The organism is Tunicatimonas sp. (assembly GCF_049647865.1).
Taxonomy (GTDB): domain Bacteria; phylum Bacteroidota; class Bacteroidia; order Cytophagales; family Cyclobacteriaceae; genus Tunicatimonas.
The window spans coordinates 1-18601 of the sequence record NZ_JBARYM010000863.1 but is presented as its reverse complement, the minus strand read 5'-3'; the positions used below and the strand labels follow the sequence as shown (position 1 = coordinate 18601).

16 protein-coding genes are annotated in these 18601 nt (G+C 42.2%); 7 read left to right on the top strand and 9 right to left on the bottom strand.

The genetic code is table 11. The features are described from left to right. The 6 genes from WBA23_RS24845 to WBA23_RS24820 form a co-directional block, all read right to left on the bottom strand. Positions 1 to 649 (bottom strand): DUF6588 family protein (locus WBA23_RS24845; protein ID WP_424584976.1); only part of this gene is annotated, 649 nt, incomplete at its 3' end. Positions 650 to 1056: 407 nt separating this feature from the next. After that, positions 1057 to 1290 (bottom strand): hypothetical protein, encoded by a 234-nt coding sequence (locus WBA23_RS24840; RefSeq protein ID WP_424584975.1) that lies wholly within the window; start codon positions 1288 to 1290, stop codon positions 1057 to 1059. Positions 1291 to 1330: 40 nt separating this feature from the next. Then, a complete protein-coding gene (locus tag WBA23_RS24835) occupies positions 1331 to 2113 on the bottom strand; it encodes a porin family protein (protein WP_424584974.1) in 783 nt (260 codons plus the stop codon). Positions 2114 to 2495: 382 nt separating this feature from the next. Next, complete coding sequence (locus WBA23_RS24830; RefSeq protein WP_424584973.1) at positions 2496 to 3116, bottom strand: response regulator; 621 nt, start codon at positions 3114 to 3116, stop codon at positions 2496 to 2498. Between the two features lies 1 nt (position 3117). Continuing rightward, on the bottom strand, positions 3118 to 5028 hold the full coding sequence (locus WBA23_RS24825; protein ID WP_424584972.1) for a tetratricopeptide repeat-containing sensor histidine kinase: 1911 nt from the start codon (positions 5026 to 5028) through the stop codon (positions 3118 to 3120). Positions 5029 to 5391: 363 nt separating this feature from the next. Further along, complete coding sequence (locus WBA23_RS24820; RefSeq protein ID WP_424584971.1) at positions 5392 to 6366, bottom strand: M23 family metallopeptidase; 975 nt, start codon at positions 6364 to 6366, stop codon at positions 5392 to 5394. A 147-nt stretch (positions 6367 to 6513) separates the two neighbouring features. On the opposite strand from WBA23_RS24820, the gene alaS reads away from it, so the two are divergent. Beyond that, positions 6514 to 9147, top strand: a complete 2634-nt coding sequence (alaS, locus tag WBA23_RS24815; protein WP_424584970.1) for an alanine--tRNA ligase — start codon at positions 6514 to 6516, stop codon at positions 9145 to 9147. 98 nt (positions 9148 to 9245) lie between these two features. Here the strand turns inward: alaS and WBA23_RS24810 are convergent, their stop codons facing one another. Further along, complete coding sequence (locus WBA23_RS24810) at positions 9246 to 9653, bottom strand: DUF4783 domain-containing protein (RefSeq protein ID WP_424584969.1); 408 nt, start codon at positions 9651 to 9653, stop codon at positions 9246 to 9248. Positions 9654 to 9998: 345 nt separating this feature from the next. On the opposite strand from WBA23_RS24810, the gene WBA23_RS24805 reads away from it, so the two are divergent. The 3 genes from WBA23_RS24805 (at position 9999) to WBA23_RS24795 (ending at position 13757) form a co-directional block, all read left to right on the top strand. Then, positions 9999 to 11042 carry a potassium channel family protein gene (locus WBA23_RS24805; protein WP_424584968.1) on the top strand — a complete coding sequence of 348 codons (1044 nt, stop codon included), beginning with the start codon at positions 9999 to 10001 and terminating at the stop codon, positions 11040 to 11042. A 149-nt stretch (positions 11043 to 11191) separates the two neighbouring features. After that, positions 11192 to 13201: an NAD-dependent DNA ligase LigA gene (ligA, locus tag WBA23_RS24800; protein ID WP_424584967.1), complete on the top strand. Its 2010-nt coding sequence runs from the start codon at positions 11192 to 11194 to the stop codon at positions 13199 to 13201. 16 nt (positions 13202 to 13217) lie between these two features. Continuing rightward, the gene (locus WBA23_RS24795) at positions 13218 to 13757 is read left to right on the top strand and encodes a DUF6913 domain-containing protein (protein ID WP_424584966.1); all 540 of its coding nucleotides are present in this window, start codon (positions 13218 to 13220) and stop codon (positions 13755 to 13757) included. A gap of 55 nt (positions 13758 to 13812) precedes the next feature. Here the strand turns inward: WBA23_RS24795 and WBA23_RS24790 are convergent, their stop codons facing one another. Continuing rightward, complete coding sequence (locus tag WBA23_RS24790; RefSeq protein ID WP_424584965.1) at positions 13813 to 13992, bottom strand: histone H1; 180 nt, start codon at positions 13990 to 13992, stop codon at positions 13813 to 13815. 91 nt (positions 13993 to 14083) lie between these two features. Beyond that, positions 14084 to 15331 (bottom strand): aminotransferase class I/II-fold pyridoxal phosphate-dependent enzyme, encoded by a 1248-nt coding sequence (locus tag WBA23_RS24785; protein WP_424584964.1) that lies wholly within the window; start codon positions 15329 to 15331, stop codon positions 14084 to 14086. A 177-nt stretch (positions 15332 to 15508) separates the two neighbouring features. Here WBA23_RS24785 and accC point away from each other — a divergent pair, with 177 nt between their 5' ends. The 3 genes from accC to WBA23_RS24770 all read left to right on the top strand — a co-directional run. Beyond that, positions 15509 to 17011 (top strand): acetyl-CoA carboxylase biotin carboxylase subunit, encoded by a 1503-nt coding sequence (gene accC / locus WBA23_RS24780; protein WP_424584963.1) that lies wholly within the window; start codon positions 15509 to 15511, stop codon positions 17009 to 17011. 30 nt (positions 17012 to 17041) lie between these two features. Next, complete coding sequence (locus WBA23_RS24775; RefSeq protein ID WP_424584962.1) at positions 17042 to 18319, top strand: DUF1015 domain-containing protein; 1278 nt, start codon at positions 17042 to 17044, stop codon at positions 18317 to 18319. Next, on the top strand, positions 18306 to 18601 hold a 296-nt coding region (locus WBA23_RS24770), incomplete at its 3' end, for a Maf family protein (protein WP_424584961.1). The genes WBA23_RS24775 and WBA23_RS24770, both read left to right, overlap by 14 nt.

Sequence of the window (18601 nt, the reverse complement as noted above, 5' to 3'; positions counted from 1 at the left end):
CTTGTAAGCTGATGAAGTTAGTCTCGCTATCGGAAAAATTTTCGAGACCTAAGTTTTGGCGATAGTAGCCGACCGCTAGTGATACTGGCCAGGTTTCGGGTAGATACTGGTCAATACTATGGCGTATTCCCCATCCGAATAGATTCAAACGACCCAAATCATCGCCAATATCTGCCGCAAAAAATCGGATTAAAAGTTCGGTGCCCAGCAATGAGCCTACCGAAACTTGCGGCACCGCGATAGGAAGCATATCCACGCCTAGTCCGCCCGGAAAATTATAGACTGTTCCCCCGTTACCGTCAACACTCACTCCGTTGGTGCTACCAAAGATTGTAGGAACTTCGGTGGTTGTTTGAGGGGTGAAAAAATCATCGGTAGTAGCTTGGAATGTCTTATCATCATTTCTAATTAGGGCGGTCATGGTTACTAAGCCCAGTTGTAGCCTAAAGCCACTTTTAGGAATGTGAGCACTTCTGAAAAAACCACTGTTTAGGTTAGCTCCTAGAGCATCGGCTAAGGGCTGAGTGTACCCCGGTCCGTTGTCAGAAGTATATTTAGCCGCAAAATCTTCCAACGCCTGAGCATCGGCCTTCACTGAAATAAGGGTGAGCAATACGAAACTGGTAGCTGCGAGTAATTTTCTTTTCATTTCTTAATCAATTAACATTTATTATACATGATGCACAATGATTGTTTTCCCTGATAATGACTATGTTCCTATTGTATAATCAACCCTTAATAACTACTGATAGAAGAAGGTAAACAGGCGACCGTGTTTTTAATTTATATGCTACCCTTAGCCCACATGGCGGTAATTTAAAGGCTGGCTAATCAGTTGATCCCAGCACAAATAGATGGCAGATTATGCCATGCGGTTTTCCGATAGGATGATTACCTACAAGGGGTAATGCGAAGCTAGTCAATAGCGATTTCTCTGGTAGGAAAATTAACTATGCCCTCTGGTGGGCATAATAAGACAGGTTAAGATGATGGTATTTTATTGTGAAATGGCTTACTTAACAATGCAGTTATTGATAATTTAGCTATCGTATTATTTTAGGCACGAACAACATTTTTGTAGGTTAGAGCATCATTTATTTCTTTCGTTTCTATTATTGAAGAAGCCGCATTAGCTTTATTGAATTCTTCCTTCAATCTTGTGGTTGACGTATCCTCGGGCCACGGCCGTTCAAAGTTAAAGTCCATCTGCAAAGCTTCGTAAACAATGAATCCGATTCGGCCTAAGTACACAAGTACTCCCGCCAAGGTTAAATACATGAGCGTTTCCATAAAGTTGGTTGTTGGGTAAAACGATAAATTTTTCTTCCTTTTATTCCTTGGAGGTTTGGTACTGCTTCATTTTCGCTCGGCCTCGTCGGGAATATGACTCCAGAAAAATTGGGTTGAAGTTGATCGTGTAGCCTACGGTTAGCCTCAATGCTCGCTCCCTAAATCCGACACCGCTGCTGCTCATATCGGTTAACCCGTGGTCATACGTAATTCCTACTGCTATGTCATCGATAACTCGATAAGATACCCCAAGCAGTAGGCCCAGGTTAAAGCCTTTTAAGTTGTCCGTACCTCGGTCGGTTGTTTTAGTGCCAAAGCTGTTCCGGGTAGTCTTTTGACCAAGTAAAAAGCTATTATTCATTCCCAACGCAAACTGAAGATCCGGTACCTTCTCGAAGGGTCGAATTCCTATTTGCCAGGGAAAAGATAGGTAGGAGCGAACAGTTCTGGTTTTTGATTCATTAGTACTTCGCAGGGCTAGCGTACGGCTATTAGTGTTTCTCCCCGATAGAGAAGCTCTCCCAATTCCATTATCGTAGCTGTAAGAAAAAGCGCTTCCTTTGGTCTCGTAGGCTAAACCGGGGATTAACGTCCACCCTCCGCCTATACTGATGTGCACGTTCGCTCCTACTACGGGTGAGGCTATGCCGGAGTCTTCGGAACGATCGTATTCACTACTAGGACTACTAATTCCTATTCCTAGAAAAGGGCTAAGCCGAGCCGAACAGATTGCTTCTTGGACTGGCAACGGCAATTGAGCCATTCCCGGTAGCGATAGCCACGACAGCAGGAAACTGATCGTTAGTATTTTATTTAGATTCATCAGTGGGCGAGATTAGCAGTGTTTTGGTACTAATTTTTGAATTTTCTGCTTCCCCCTGTTCTGACTGAATAGTAGTTGAAGAAGATACACCTTCTGTGCAGCAACTGGGGCAAGAAGCACAACAAGCCGAGACTAGCTGCATTGCGACAATTACTAGTGCTGACGTTGATATTAGCTTAATCTTTCTGCTCATGAGTATAGGTATTGGTTAGGAGTTACTATTAGCAAGGTCTAGTTTCTTAGTCAAAAAATTCTAGCGGTTAAGTGCTAAAACTTAAAATGGCTGAAAACTACTAGAAACGGAGATTGGAGGAAGGAAATGAATATGTGTGCTTAATAATAGAATCTATGCTCACCAATTTCTAAAGGCGAGAAATCCAGCTTATGCCCAGCCTTTTTTTAGGGCATATTTCACCAGCTCAGTACTATTCTTCATATTAAGCTTTAGGAGAATATTCTGCCGATGCGATTCTACCGTATGTTTGCTTAAAAAGAGACGGGCGGCAATCTCCTTGGTAGTTAGTCCTTCCGCAATAAGGAGAATCACCTCCTTTTCGCGGGGGGTGATATTATCTTCCTTGCTCTTTTCTTTCAGGCTTTGCATCACCATTTGAGTAGTTTCGGATGGGTAGAAGCTACCTGTTTGGTATACTTGCTCAATCGCTAAGATTAGGGTATTCTGATCCGAATCCTTCTTGAGATAACCATCGGACCCTGCTGCCACAATATTCCTTATAAAGGCACTTGAGTAGTGCATGGTGAGTACTAAGGTTTTGGTATCTGAACGCATAGACCGTAGCTCTTTCAGTACCGCAAAGCCATCTACTTGGGGCATTTCAATATCCAGCAGTAACACATCGGGATGAGTGGTCGCGATTAGCTTCAGAGCTTCTTCCCCATTCGTTGCTTCGCCAATTACTTTAAATTGCGTGAAGTTGGCTAGCATGGCGACTAGCCCTTGTCTAAAAAGTTGGTGGTCGTCGGCAATAAGTACCGTTATCATATTATACCGGTATTTGAATGTTTAGAAGGGTGCCCTTTTCGGGAGCACTGTCTATGGTGAAGATACCTTTTAAAAGGCGCACCCGTTGTTCTATGTTTTTCAGTCCAATGCCTTTACTGGCAGTATCACCCATGCCCCGCCCGTCGTCTTCTATCATCAGGCTAAGGTAGTTCTTATGTTTATTTAACTGAATAAAGAGGTTCTTAGCTTTGGCGTGGCGAAGTACATTTTGCAGAGCCTCCTGAATAATCCGATACAGTTGTATTTCTTTTACTGGTTCCAGTCGTTGCTCTAGTTGGATTGAATTAAACTGAGCATTAATTTCTTCTTCATTCAGATTTTCTAGCAAAGTTTGTATAGCGGCTACCAAGCCAAATCGAACCAGTTCACCGGGCATAAGATCGTGGGATATTCGCCGGACTTGATCGCTGGTCTGTTGTAGGGTTTGTAGAGCCAACCTCAACTCTTCGGAAGGGGCGGGTAAGGAATTCTCTACGGCTTTAAACTTAGATTTAGTAAGTGCTAACGATCCACCGATACTGTCGTGAAGGTCTTGGGCAATCCGCTTTCGCTCTTCATTCTGAGTTTCGGAAATAGCCAAAATAAGCTCCGCCTGTTTTTTGTTCTGCGACCACTGCTTATACAAGAAAAACCCTAAAATACTTAGAATCAAAATAATACCCAGACCAAGAGAAAGTTGCCGGACAGTGCGACCTTGACTAATAATTAAGGCTTCGTTTGCTTGCTTTTGCTGGGATAACAGTAGCAGCTCATTTTCCTTCTTTTGGGTGTCGTACTTCACCTCCAATTCGCTTAAGGCAGCAAGGTGGTTTTCCCCTACCAGACTATCGTTCAAATTGTGGTACTTTATAAAGAACTCAAAGGCCTTGTTTGGGCGTTCGGTTGCCTCGTAAAATTCAGAGATATTTAAATAGGCATCCCTCAATTTGTCTAAGTTTCCGAGAGAATCGGTTTGCTGCATTCCTATTGCAAACAGCCGTTCGGCTTCTTGATTGTTGCCATTTTTATGTTCAAGCCAACCTACGTTTTGGTACCCTAGGGCGATCGAGGCTTTGTCATCTACTGCCTTCGCAACTTCTAATCCTTTCTGGTAGTACTGCAGCGATCTTGGAAAGTCCTGTTTGTACTCAAACAACTTTCCCAAGTTATTATAGTTTCTAGCGACCGATAAGCTGTCGTTTAATTCTAAATCAATTTCCAGATCTTCTAAAAACCACTTTTCTGATTCGGCGAATTTTCCTTGTTCGGCAAATACAATGGCCATATTTCCTGCGGCTCGCGACTTTTCCATCAAGTTTTCGGTGCTATCGGCGATATCATACGCCTTACGGGTAAATTCTTCAATTTTCTGCACATCGTTTGTACCAAAGTAGACGACCGCAATGTTGTTGTATATTCCCGGAAGGCAAGAGTTATCTAACTCATTTTCACAAATACTTAATGCCTTTAAATGCCACTCAAGGGAATTAACGTAGTCGGCTTTAAAGTAATTGAGGCTGCCCAAAGTGGTGTACAAATACACCATTTCTTTTCTCTTACTTTTTTGGTTGTTTTTCGCAGCTTTGGTAGCGCTACTAATTCCCTCGGAATAATTATGCTCAAAAAGATGATTACGACTTAATATGAGATCATATAAAAATTCTATTCTACTATTTTTTGTCCCCTGAATCTTCGGTTCAATTTTACTAAGAACAATACCTACACTATCCTTATATCTGATGTTTTGAAGCGAGTGGAGTTCTTCCAGAATCGCTATAAAACGATTTTTATCTCCACTGTTTAGTTTATCAACACCACTTAATAACGCATCAAACCCTTTGTCTGGCGGAAAAGCGAGCCCTAAGCTCACACAGATGAAAATACTTCCTACTAATAGTATAGATTTTTTCATTATTGACACTTCGCCAAAGTGTATAGTAAGTACCTAAGATACGATAATCATATAAAAAATTTAGCAATGAAGAGCTAGAGTGTAATTAAGTCTTTTGCTACGATTATTAATATCTCTCCGATAGTTTCCCAAAATGGCAAGTTATTCTCGCAATACCAGATAGTTATCCCTGAGTTAACTTTTAGGTGCGTAGGCTCAGTATAGGTGCTAAGAATATTCATCTATTGGTCAATACGTCCTAGCCGCTAAAGCATAAAAAAAGCCGCTATCAAGCGACTTTGATTCGGTAATGGAAAGATTTCTCTTCCTGTGACTGCTGTTTCACAGCGACTATTTCACAGCGACTATTTCACAGCGACTATTTCACAGCGACTGATTCTCAATCGATGCTAATTGAACTAAAACCTCGTATTCTTCCGCCGTAATATCTTGGTAGAAATAGTAGATAGGATTGACTCGCTCGTTGTCTTTAAATACTTCGTAGTGTAAATGCGGCGCAGTAGAAGTACCCGTATTTCCTACGTAACCAATACACTGCCCTCGTTCTACATTCTGACCGGCCTTTATATTAAAGTCCTGTAAATGAGCGTAACGGGTTTGGTAGCCGTAGCCATGATCGATGATTACTTGCTTCCCGTAGCCAGTAAACGAACTCTTTACCTGCTTTACTTTACCCCCGCCAGTGGCGTACACAGGAGTACCTTGGGGAGCAGAAAAATCAATACCTGGGTGCATCATCTTCACCTTATATATTGGGTGAACCCGCATTCCGAAGCCCGAAGCCAACCGACGCAATTCTTTGTTAGAAACTGGCTGTATAGCCGGAATAGTAGCTAGAATTTCCGATTTGTTATCGGCCATCTCTAACAAATTGTCGTACGACTTAGTCTGAATGTATAGCTGCCGTTTTAGCTGATCGATTCGCTGAAAGGTGTTTACAATGATATCTTCTCGCTCCAACCCATTTTCTAATAAATCTTGATAACGATCTACTCCCCCCACTCCAGCATTTCTGACCGAAAGCGGAATAGGCTCAGCCTCAAAAATGGTTCGATAAACGCTATTATCTCGCTCTTGCAACGACTCTAGCATTTTATTAGCCCGGTTCATATCCTTGCTAAGCATGTCGTAGTAAAACGTAAGTTCTTCATTTTCCTTCTTCAGGCGAGCCGCTTTGGGTGACTCAAAATACGTATCGAAGATAATCACCAAGCTGATACCTGCTACTAGCACTAACACGACGAATCCTGAAATATTTAACACAACATCCCAATGGCTCACGCGCACCCGCTCGTATTTACAAGTTTCCGTATCGTAGTAATATTTAATTTTTGACATAAGAAGTTCTTATGAATCGCTTTTCGTTATACTTTTGCACCTTGCTTTACTCTAAACAAATTCTTTCACAAGAAAATTTACATAAACCATAATTTATTGCACTATATCAATAAAACATGGTCTATTCATCGTAAATCCCACACTTTAATGACTTCCCAGGAAATACGTTCCGCTTTTATCCAATTTTTTGAACAAAAACAGCACCAATTTGTGCCCTCTGCTCCTATCGTGAACAAAGATGATCCTACGTTAATGTTCATAAATGCAGGAATGAACCAGTTTAAAGACTATTTTTTAGGAAATAAACCGGCACCTTACGCCCGAGCTGCCAACAGTCAGAAATGTTTACGAGTCTCAGGTAAGCATAACGATTTAGAAGAGGTAGGGTTGGATACTTACCACCATACCATGTTCGAGATGCTGGGCAACTGGTCGTTTGGCGACTATTTTAAGAAAGAAGCAATTGCCTGGTCCTGGGAACTGCTTACTGATGTTTACAAACTACCAAAAGATCGTCTTTACGCCTCAGTTTTTGGTGGTGATGAGCAAGATAGTTTAGAATTAGATAAAGAAGCTTATAACTATTGGAAGGAGATTATTGATGAAGACCGCATTATTCTGGGTTCGAAAAAGGACAATTTCTGGGAAATGGGTGATACCGGTCCCTGTGGCCCCTGTTCAGAAATTCATATAGACTTACGTCCAACGGCTGAAATTGACAAACAACCGGGCAAAGAATTAGTAAATCAAGATCATCCGTTGGTCGTCGAGATCTGGAACTTAGTATTTATGCAGTTCAACCGCCAGGCTTCGGGGAAGTTGCACCCGCTGTCGGCGCAGCACATTGACACCGGAATGGGCTTTGAGCGACTAGCAATGGCTATTCAGAATAAACAATCTAACTATGATACTGACGTTTTTGCTCCGCTTATAGAGCAAGTAAGCCAACGAGCCAATGTTCGCTACGGCAATAATCCAAAAACTGATGTTGCTATTCGTGTCATCGTTGATCACATTCGAGCTATTGCGTTCTCTATTGCCGATGGGCAGCTTCCTTCCAACAATAAAGCGGGGTACGTTATCCGCCGGATCCTGCGTCGAGCTGTTCGTTATAGTTATACTTTTCTAGAGTTAAAAGAGCCTTTCCTGTATCAGTTAATTCCTACACTCAGCCAACAATTTGCTGACGTTTTTCCTGAATTAAAGAAACAGCAGAGTTTTGTGGAAAAGGTTATTCAAGAGGAAGAATCGTCATTTTTACGAACCCTAGAAGTTGGATTAGGGAAGCTCGATCAAATAAAAGAAGAGTATCAGGTAGAAAAGAAAATTCCGGGGACGGTAGTATTTGAGTTATACGATACCTTTGGATTTCCGTTTGACTTAACTGCTTTAATTGCCCGCGAAAGTGGCTATTCGGTAGACGAAGCTGGCTTTGGGCAGGAGATGGAAAAGCAAAAAAACCGCTCTAGGGCGGCTACTTCTACTGATACCGGTGACTGGACGGTACTGATGGAAGATACGGATACTACCTTTGTAGGCTACGATACGCTGACGGCGGAAGCCAGAATTATAAAGTATCGGCAGGTACAGGACAAAAAATCTTCTTACTACCAATTGGCCTTAGATAAAACCCCATTTTACGCTGAGGGCGGTGGTCAGGTAGGCGACACCGGAGTGTTAGAGTCGGGTACTGAGCAAATCTTCATTTTTGATACAAAGAAAGAAAACGACCTAATTGTTCACTATACTAAAAAACTACCAACTGATGCAGAAGCTATTTTTACTTGTAGGGTAGATTTGGATAAACGAAAAGCTACTGAGAACAACCACAGTGCTACTCATCTGCTTCATGCCGCGCTGCGTCAGGTATTGGGCGATCATGTGCAGCAGCGAGGTTCGCTAGTAAACGATCAGTTACTTCGTTTTGACTTCTCCCACTTTGCGAAGATGACTAATGATGAAATCCAGCAGGTAGAGCATTTAGTGAATCAGCGCGTCCGGGAAAATATTCGCTTAGAAGAACTGCGAAAATTGCCGATTGATGAAGCTAAAACAATGGGAGCGATGGCCCTATTTGGCGAAAAATACGGTAGCGAAGTCCGAGTGATCGTTTTTGACCGGAATTATTCGGTTGAGCTTTGCGGAGGAACACACGTTTCGGCCACTGGGCGTTTGGGCTTTTTCAAGATTATATCCGAAGGTTCAGTAGCAGCAGGTATTCGCCGTATTGAGGCGATAACCGGAACCGCTGCCGAGAATTATATTCGAGAGCAAGAGGAGCTTCTTTCAAGTATTAAAGAAACTTTGAAAAACCCGCGTGACCTTCAGAAGGCAGTTCACTCGTTGGTAGAAGAGAAAAACCAACTGCGAAAACAGATTGATGCTCTTCAGCAAGAGAAAGCTAGTAGAATTCAACAAGAGTTAGCTAGCAAAATTCAAAATATTAAGGAGGCGAAGATAATTATTGAGAAGGTTTCCTTGCCCCAAGCGGATATGCTCAAACAGTTAGCTTTTAACTTAAAAAATCAAGTAGATAATCTAGTGATGGTGCTCGCGGCTGATATCGATGGAAAACCTCAAATTTCGGTAGTTATTGATGAATTGCTCACGAAAACTTATGACTTACACGCTGGGAAGCTAGTGAAGCACCTTGCTAAACATATTCGTGGTGGTGGGGGAGGGCAGCCCTTTTTTGCTACTGCCGGGGGAAAAGATGTAAGCGGATTAGAAAAAGTGCTAGAAGAAGCCAAGGAAGTTATTCAGAATGCTCTTCATAAATAAAAGCGTTGTTTAATGTTAAAAAGTTACAAGTTGCAGGTTTGAGTACATAGAACTTGAAACCCGTAACCTGTAACTTCTAATCTTTAATAAACTCGGTTTTACTCCCGATTAAAATCAATTTTATCAACTAGGTAGCTACCACCGAACTGCTTAATAAGCATGACTACTCGAAACTCCCCCCGCTCGTGAACTAGCGTTCCGATCGTATATTTTACTCCTTCCTTAGAAGAGCCTTGGTGTACGTAGCGAAAATCTTTGGGTGAATACTTAGTAAAGAAATCTTTAAGAACAAACTCGGCTTGATTGCGGCTATAACTTGCCTGTTCGCCATTAACACTAATCTCAACCGTATTATTCAGGTATTTACTAAGCTCGCGGGAGCTTCCTGACTTCAAAGCATCGCGCACGTTATTAATTACGTCAGCTTGCGCCTGAAGCGGTTGTATGCTTCCAACTAGCAAACCAAGTAATACCCACAAATATGCTTTTTTGCACAAATAAATCATAGAATCTTGCGACTTTCCCTATCATTTGCCAAAACTGTGCCAACCCTCGCCGATTACAGTAAATCTTACTTTCCCTCACAAAGTGGCTGCACCCTCTTATTTTTCTTATTATAACTACTGCTATATTACGTTTATTTTTAAAATATTACTGGCAATTGCCGAATAGTTTACCAAAATATTAATATAGTCATTCTGCGATGCTTTCTCCGTATATGTAACCTTTTAGTGCTCGCCAGCTCCACTCGTACATAGAACTGTTATATTCAATATTTTTTGCGTTCAGCTACTCAGAAATTGGCGGATGTAGTTACTTTAGTCACGAATTACCTCAACATTTCTTTTTAAATGGTTTATAGAGCTTGGAACAAGTACTTAGGTTGGAGCAAAGAACTTATCTTTAATCGCTTGAGTTTCGGCTTACTCCTGCTAGTAGCCAGCATGGTAATTGGTCAGATCGGCTACACTTTTATTGAAGAATACTCTGCTATCGATGCCTTTTACATGACTGTGATTACGCTGTCTACGGTTGGCTTCACTGAGGTGCGCGAACTTTCAGATTCAGGCCGTATCTTTACCAGCTTTTATATTATATTTAATTTGGGAATATTTGCCTATGCCGTCGGTACTATCACTTCGTATTTTGTGGAGGGTGAATTTGCCGAGTTATATCGACGTTACACTATTGGCCGTAAAGTGGAAAAACTAAGAGATCACGTTATAGTATGCGGAATGGGGCGAAATGGGGCCCGCGCTTGTGAAGAATTACAGGATAGCCACCGTCCATTTGTGTTAGTTGAACTCAAGCCTGAATTGGTTGAGCAGTACGCAGTTAATAACGAAATACAGTACGTCATTGGCGATGCAACCACCGACGAAGTATTGCTGGCAGCAGGTATTGAACGCGCGGAAGCTATTATTACTACTCTCCCTCGCGATGCCGACAATGTATTTATTACCTTAACCGCCCGGGAACTGAACCCAGACGTTAAAATTATCGCCCGAGCCACTGATGAGAGTGCCGAGAAAAAGCTTTACCGAGCCGGAGCCGATCAAGTAGTAATGCCCGATGCTATTGGCGGGGTTCATATGGCCCGTCTTATTACCCAACCTTCAGTTATCGAATTTCTGAATATTTTATCAGGAACTGGCTCTAACAGCCTAAAGCTAGAAGATATCATGTACGACGAACTTCAAAAACGCTATCAGGATAAAACATTGCGCGAGTTAAATATTCGGCAACATACTAGCGCCACCGTTATAGGATTCCGCCATCAGTCCGAACGATTTACGTTTAACCCTCATGGCGATCTAAAATTTGAAATAGGCGACACTATGATTATTGTAGGAACCGAACAGAACCTTCAGGCATTTCGGGATTATTATACCTAAACAATGAACAGATAACAATGCGCGGGACACCCCGTGCCGTAATCAGTAAATAATAACGACTTAACCAATCAAAAATTAATAATCGGCCATTCAGCTATTAACCATTGAGCAATCAGCCATTATTCAACAATCAGCTAAACCTGGGATTTATGACCGCTGTAGAAGCCAAAAGTGCTATAGAGCAGCTTAGTGCCAAAATTCACCATTTCAATCATCAGTACTATCAGAATAGTGTTTCAGAGGTTTCAGATTTTGAATTTGATCAGCTATTAGAGCAGCTTATTCAACTAGAAGAACAGTATCCTCAGTTTCGCTATCCTGACTCACCCAGCCAGCGAGTGGGTGGTACGATCACTAAAGACTTCAAAACTGTCTATCATACCTACCCAATGCTCTCCTTGAGCAATACCTATTCTGAGGAAGAGCTCACTGAGTTTGATCAGCGAGTTGCTAAATCTTTACCAGAGCAAGCATACGAGTATTTTTGCGAGCTAAAGTTCGACGGAGTAGCTATTAGTCTCCGCTACGAAGATGGTTTGCTTACGTTAGCTGCTACTCGGGGAGATGGAGTACGAGGCGATGATATTACGACCAACGCCAAAACAATTCGCTCGCTACCTCTGCGGGTAAAGGCCGATAACCTGCCGCCTACGTTTGAGGTGCGGGGCGAGGTTTTTATGCCTCGTTCGGTTTTTGATCAACTAAATCAAGAGCGAGAAGCTTCTGGCGAAGCCCTGCTGGCTAATCCTCGAAACACCACTTCGGGAACGCTAAAAATGCAAGACTCCTCAGTAGTAGCTCAACGCAAATTAGACTGTTATCTTTATTCGCTAGCTACCGATGGAATACATCTTGAAACCCATCAAAAAGCTATTGCCCAACTGGAAGAATGGGGCTTTCAAATATCACCTACCTACCGCAAGTGTGAATCTATTGAAGACGTATTCAAATACATTAACGATTGGGAAGAGGAGCGCCTTGAGTTGCCACTAGATACCGATGGTATCGTAATTAAGGTGAATAGTACCCAACAACAGAAACTACTGGGTAGCACGGCAAAAAGCCCTCGCTGGGCTATTGCCTACAAGTATAAAACTCAAAGTGCGGTTACCATCTTGCGCGATATTACCTATCAGGTAGGTCGTACTGGTGCAATTACCCCCGTGGCTAACTTAGATCCGGTAGCCTTGGCCGGTACGATTGTAAAGCGAGCTTCTTTGTACAATGCCGACGAAATTGACCGGCTGGGCATTCGCTACGGCGATACAGTTTCAGTTGAAAAAGGAGGAGAAATTATTCCAAAAATCACCGGGGTAGATATAAGTAAACGCACCAATCAAAGTCAGCCAATTCAATACGAAACTCACTGTCCGGAGTGCAATACTCTGCTGATACGCCAAGAGGGGGAAGCTGTTCACTTCTGCCCTAACCAAACGGGATGCCCGCCGCAAATTAAAGGGCGCATTGAACATTTTATCCAGCGTAATGCTATGAATATTGATAGTATGGGTAAAGAAACAGTGGCTTTATTTTATGAACAGGGATTAGTAGAGAATGTGGCTAATCTATACCATCTGTCATTCGATGATATTTATGCTTTAGAAGGTTTTAAAGAACAAGCCACCCAAAATATTTTAAACGGCATTGAAGCCTCCAAGCAAATATCATTCCCTCGTGTATTATTTGCGTTAGGAATTCGCTACGTGGGGCGTACTGTAGCCGAAAAATTAGCTGAACACTTTGGCTCAATTGATCTATTAGCGCTTGCTTCTCACGAACAATTGATTGAAGTGCCAGAAATTGGCGGACGTATTGCCCAAAGTGTACTTGAATACTTTAGCGACCCCGAAAATCAGCAGTTATTGAGTGAACTAAAACAGGCTGGCTTGCAGTTCAGCTTACAGATAAGCAGCCAAAACTCTGAAAATCAGGTATTATCCGGCAAGACATTTGTGGTTTCTGGGGTATTTGAGCAATTTAGCCGAGAAGAAATTAAAGAAAAGATTAAGTTGCACGGGGGAAAGGTAGTTTCATCGGTTTCTACAAAATTAGATTTTCTGTTAGCTGGCACGAATATGGGGCCAGCTAAGCGAAAAAAAGCGGAATCATTAGACGTACAGATTATCTCAGAAGAAGATTTTCTGGCAATGCTTGATTAATTTAAATGATTAAACGATGTGGTTCTTTACCAAGAAAATTATTGGCTTTCAATTACCTAAGTTACTCAAGGAGAGTTCGGTAAAACGCCAAACGGTAAATTACGAGAAAGCTGAACGTATTGGAATACTGATTACGCTATCTGATCACGGAAAGCAGAACACCGTTGATGATTTTATCAACCACTTTTCTGCTGACCATAAAGAGGTGCAGGTACTTTGTTATGATAAACGACGAGCTAAGAATAAAATATTTGGCTACCTCCAGTTTAGCGACCTTGATATTTCGGCTTTCGGCAAGTTTAAAGCCGAACACCTTATCGACTTTGTTAATAGCCGCTTCGATTATTTAATTCATCTTGATACTGAATCTAATGAAGTGTTAGACAAAGTTTTAACGCTAAGTCAGGCTAAATGCCGAATCGGCTGCGATATTCCCGCACACCATTCCTACTACGAGCTTATGTTTCGCTCCGAAACACTTTATGATTTATGTGAACTGATTATGCGTTACGTCCGCATTGTCTCAACTTCAGAGGAGGAAGCCGAAGCCTCATAAAAAAAGCAATCCTTAACAGAATTGCTTTTATTTCCAATAAGATTGGTATTTCCTCTTAGGAGGCTTTATTCTTGATATCTTGTACTTCTATGCGAATCTCTTGAGCAAGATTCTTCAAATCTTGCATGCCTTTTCGTACCCGAGTACCAGCTGCTTGGTTCTCTTTATCATAGAATTTCTCAAAATCACCTTCTAAAGACATTACCAAATCTCTTAATTCATCAAATCGTTTCATAGTTAGTTCAGTTGTGGACAAAAAAATTTAACAATTATGAGCCAATATAGCCAATATGGCTTAAAAACAATAAAAACTGCGAGATTTGTTGCTAATCAAATGCTGCAGCAAGCTCACTTGTATGGTAAACACCTGTCTCTAATTTATGTTTAACATTTTCGAAAGCAGTTATCGTTTCTTCTACATCAGCTAGTGTATGCATTGCAGTAGGAATAATCCTAAGCATGATTAAATCTTTAGGAACCACTGGATAAATAACGACTGAGCAGAAGATGTTATAACTCTCACGGAGATCATAAGCCACCCCGGCAGCATCAATAATATCGCCTTTCAATATTACTGGAGTTACCGGCGATTTGGTAGTGCCAATATCAAGCCCACGCTCTTGGAATCCAGATTGCAGTGCTTTTACTACTGTCCAAAGCTTCTCCCTTAATTCAGGAGTATTCTTCAGTAACTCTAACCGCTTAAGTCCTCCTTCTACAAAAGGCATAGGTAGCGATTTAGCAAAAATCTGAGAACGTGTATTGTAGCGTAGGTATCGGATCACTTGTTTATCTCCAGATACAAATGCTCCAATACTTGCCATAGATTTAGCAAAGGTAGAAAAGTAAACATCAATGCCATCCTGCACTCCTTGTTCTTCGCCGGCACCAGCACCCGTTGGCCCCATTGTGCCAAAACCATGAGCATCATCTACTAGTAAACGAAATTGATATTTTTCTTTAAGTGCAACAATCTCTTTCAGAGCTCCCATGTTTCCCGACATTCCAAATACTCCTTCCGTAATTACCAGAATGCCGCCCCCGGTTTCATTGGCCAATCGAGTAGCTCGCTTTAGCTGTTTTTCTAGGTTCTCAACATCGTTATGAGGAAAAACAAACCGCTTGCCCAGATGTAGTCTTACCCCATCGACAATGCAAGCGTGCGATTCAGCATCGTAAACAATAATATCTTTGCGGTCTACCATTGCATCAATAACAGAAAGGATGCCCTGATAACCGTAATTCAGCAGCATGGTATCTTCTTTCTTCACAAAAGCCGATAATTTTCGCTCTAATTCATCATGTAAATCACTATTACCCGACATCATTCGGGCTCCCATTGGGTACGCTAATCCCCACTTCTCGGCAGACTTACGGTCGGCTTCTCGTACCTCAGGGTGGTTAGCTAATCCTAAGTAATTATTTAAGCTCCAAGTAAGCACTTCTTTCCCTCTAAACTTCATGCGGGGCGCAATCTCACCTTCCAGTTTAGGGAACATAAAGTATCCTTCTTCAATCCTGGCGTGCTTACCAAGCGGCCCCATGTCTACTGTATATTTTTCAAATAAATCCACGCGTATTTTGTTTTAGCTTACTAATCGTATTTTTACAAAAATATATGATCTATCAAATTTACTATTTATTACCTTTCGTCCAATGCTGATGCTTACATATTTCGCCTTATAACTTACAATATTACTAAATAATTCATGTAATATTTTATTTTTAGTTGACGAATCTACCTATTCATTATGAAAACTATCCGCCGTATCTTAATAGCAAACCGGGGAGAAATTGCTGTTCGTATTATTCGTTCTGCCCACGAATTAGGCATTGAAACTGTTGCGGTATACAGCGACGTTGACCGTTCTGCGCCTCATGTACAGTTAGCTGATTTTGCGGTAAACATCGGGCCAGCTCCTTCGGCGCAATCGTACTTGAGTATTCCGAATATTTTAGCAGCTTGTCGCCAAACAAAGGCAGACGCTGTTCATCCTGGTTACGGTTTTTTATCAGAAAATGCGGAGTTTGCCCGGCAGGTAAAAGAAGCGGGTATGACATTTATTGGCCCTAGTGCATCGGCAATTAGTACGATGGGAAGCAAGTTAGCGGCCAAAGCTGCCGTGTCAGCGTTTGACGTTCCGTTAGTACCAGGTACTGACAAAGCTATTGAAGATGTATCCGAAGCAAAGCGAGTAGCCTTGGAAATTGGATATCCGGTACTCATTAAAGCTAGTGCTGGCGGGGGGGGGAAAGGAATGCGGATTGTATCAAGTGAAGACCAGCTAGCTGAGCAGATGGAGCGGGCCGTAAGTGAAGCTACCTCTGCCTTTGGCGATGGCTCAGTGTTTATCGAAAAATTTATTACGGCTCCCAAACACATCGAGATTCAGATCGTCGGTGACCAGCACGGCAACTACGCTTATTTATTTGAGCGAGAATGTTCTATTCAGCGTCGCTACCAAAAAGTAATAGAGGAAGCCCCTTCAGCCGTTGTCTCCAATGAAATACGAGAAGCCATGGGAAAGGCGGCTATTGAAGTAGCTCGAGCGTGCCAATACGAGAGTGCCGGTACAGTAGAGTTTGTAGTAGATACGGACTTACAGTTTTATTTCTTAGAAATGAACACGCGGTTGCAAGTAGAGCATCCGGTTACCGAGCTTATTACCGGAGTAGATTTGGTGAAGGAGCAAATTCGTATTGCTGAAGGGCATCCACTTTCTTTCTCTCAGCAAGATCTCGCCATTCAGGGGCACGCCTTGGAAGTTCGGGTATACGCGGAAGACCCGACTAACAATTTCTTACCCGATACTGGCACATTACATACCTACCGTCGCCCGCAGGGACCGGGCGTTCGGGTAGACGATGGCATTGAGCAGGGAATGGATATTTCGGTATACTACGACCCGATGATTGCCAAACTAGTTACCTACGGAAAAAACCGTGAAGAGGCCATTGCCCGAATGCTACGGGCTATCAATGAGTACCAGATTAGCGGAGTAGCTACCACCCTTCCTTTTTGTAACTTTGTGCTTCAGCACCCAGAATTTATTTCCGGCCGATTTACAACCAAGTTTGTTGATGAATACTATCACCCTAAGAACTTGGCAAGGGAAGCAAGTGCTGAAGAGCAGACATTAGCTGCGGCATTGGCAGGTCAGCTTCTAGTGGCACAACAACAAGCCAGTCGTCCGCTTGAACCCACCTCTTTGTTGCCTGCTAATCGTTTTTGGAAAAACAGAAGGTTTGAGTAATACTGCTGCAAACAATATCGTAAATAACCCATGGCCGTTATAAGACCATTCCGAGGGTGGCGCTACGCTCCTAAGTTTACCAAGCAGATAAGTAGATTTATTTCACCTCCCTTCGATGTGGTATCGCTCAAGCAACGAATGGCTTTGTATCAAGAACCCTACAATAGCATCCACTTATCAGTACCCAAACCAGGAGATTCGGTTCAAGATACGGCTAAGCTTTTAAACCAATGGAAGACAGAAGGTGTGCTTCAGCAGGATACAACCGCTGCAATTTACGTCTACTATCAGTGCTTTCAATTACCGGGGCTTCCTAAGTTTTTTTGCCGAAGAGGATTTATCACCATGATTGAAGCAACCTTCTGGGAAGAAAATGTTGTTCTTCGGCACGAAGATACCATACCTAGCTCAGTGAATGACCGAACTGAACTGCTCGCAGCTACGCAACTTCACGCTAGTCCTACGCACGGTTTATACACCGACTCTGAACATCGCTTAGAAGTATTAATGGACCAAGGCATAAAACAACTTATCTATGAAGCGGAAGATTATCAGGGAGTACGGGATATGTTTGGGATGATTACTGATACAGAGGTGATCCAAAAGTTTGTTAACGCCCTGCATGACAAACCTATTATATTAGCCGACGGACATCACCGCTACGAAGGATCGCTCAATCATCGCCGAATGCAGATACGAAACAACTCAAACCATACGGGCAAAGAAGGTTACAACTACCATATGATGTATTTGACCAATACTGAATCGGAAGACTTAGTAATTTTACCTACTCACCGACTAATTAGTGGCTTGCCCGATATTTCTATTGAGTTGATTTTAGAAAGAACTGCTGACTATTTTACTATCAAACCGATTGAAAATGCCCCGGACATTCTTGAGATTATTGTTGGAAAGTCGTGGGCTTTTGGGCTGCTTATTGCCTCAGAATGCTATAAAATTCAACTAAAGCCGGAAGTATTTCCAATGTTAGATTGGGATCTACATTCTGATGTGAAGGCATTGGAAACAGTAGTACTGCACCATTTTTTTATTGAAAAAGTTTTGAAAATACCTCGGAATGAGCAATCTCGCTCACCGTATATTCATTACGACCGTAGTTTTGCCAGTTGCTTTGCTAAAGCAGCTCGCCAGGAGGTTCAGATGGCCCTTATTACTAACGGAGTTAGTATTGAAGAAATAAAGAAGGTATGCTATAGCGGTAATGTTATGCCTCAAAAATCCACCTACTTTTACCCTAAGGCCATTGGAGGCTTTGTTTTTGGCTCTATTAGCGATGATGAACTATAAACTTATTTTAGGATCGCAGTCGCCACGACGACAACAGCTCATGCACGAGTTAGGGTTTACTTTTGCTACCCGAGTTATTAGCATTGAAGAGCATTTTCCGGCAGATCTTGCAGTGGATCAAGTCGCTGAATATTTAGCGGTAGAAAAAGGCAAGGTTCATCTTAATTCAATAGCACCTGATGAATTAGTGATTACTGCCGATACTACCGTAATAGTTGACCAAGAAGTACTTAATAAACCTCAGTCAACTAAGGAAGCGCATATTATGCTTAAAAAGCTTTC